Below are 496 nucleotides of genomic sequence, written 5' to 3'. Positions count from 1 at the left end.
GTGGTGATGGCCGCCACCACCCGCGCATCCTCCAGCAGATAGGCGATCCGATCCGGCGGATACGCCGGATCGATCGGCACGTAGGCCGCGCCGGACCTGAGGATGCCCAGCAACACGGCCAGCAGATCCGGCGTTCGCGGCAGGCAGACCCCGACCCGCTGGCCTGGGCCGACGCCCCGCTCGCGCAACCAGCGCGTCCAGCCATTCGCCTGCCGTACCAATCCCCGGTAACTGATCTCGCAGCTGCCGGCAATCAGCGCGATCGCATCGGGAGTGCACTCGGCTTGGCGCCAGATCGCCTCCACCATGCTTTCGTCGGGAATCGACAGCGACACCTGGTCGCCGCCCGAAAGCAACAAGGCTTCCTCGTCCGCGGACATGAATCCCAGGGCACCGAGGTCCTGCTCCGGCGCGGCCAACGCCGATTCCAGCAACTGCCCATACCACTGCGCCCAGCGCTGCACTGTCGCGGCGTCGAACAGCGCCGCATCGTAGA

Annotated in this window: 1 protein-coding gene; it reads right to left on the bottom strand. The window is 67.9% G+C overall.

Annotated features, from left to right (window positions below; translation table 11 throughout):
• On the bottom strand, nt 1–464 hold a 464-nt coding region (locus JR064_RS22930), incomplete at its 3' end, for an AMP-binding protein (protein ID WP_206231248.1).
• Between the last annotated feature and the right edge of the window lie 32 nt (nt 465–496).

Source organism: Xanthomonas bonasiae, assembly GCF_017163705.1.
Classification (GTDB): Bacteria; Pseudomonadota; Gammaproteobacteria; order Xanthomonadales; family Xanthomonadaceae; genus Xanthomonas_A; species Xanthomonas_A bonasiae.
The sequence above is the reverse complement of the archived record's forward strand: the minus strand, read 5'-3'. Positions and strand labels throughout refer to the sequence as shown.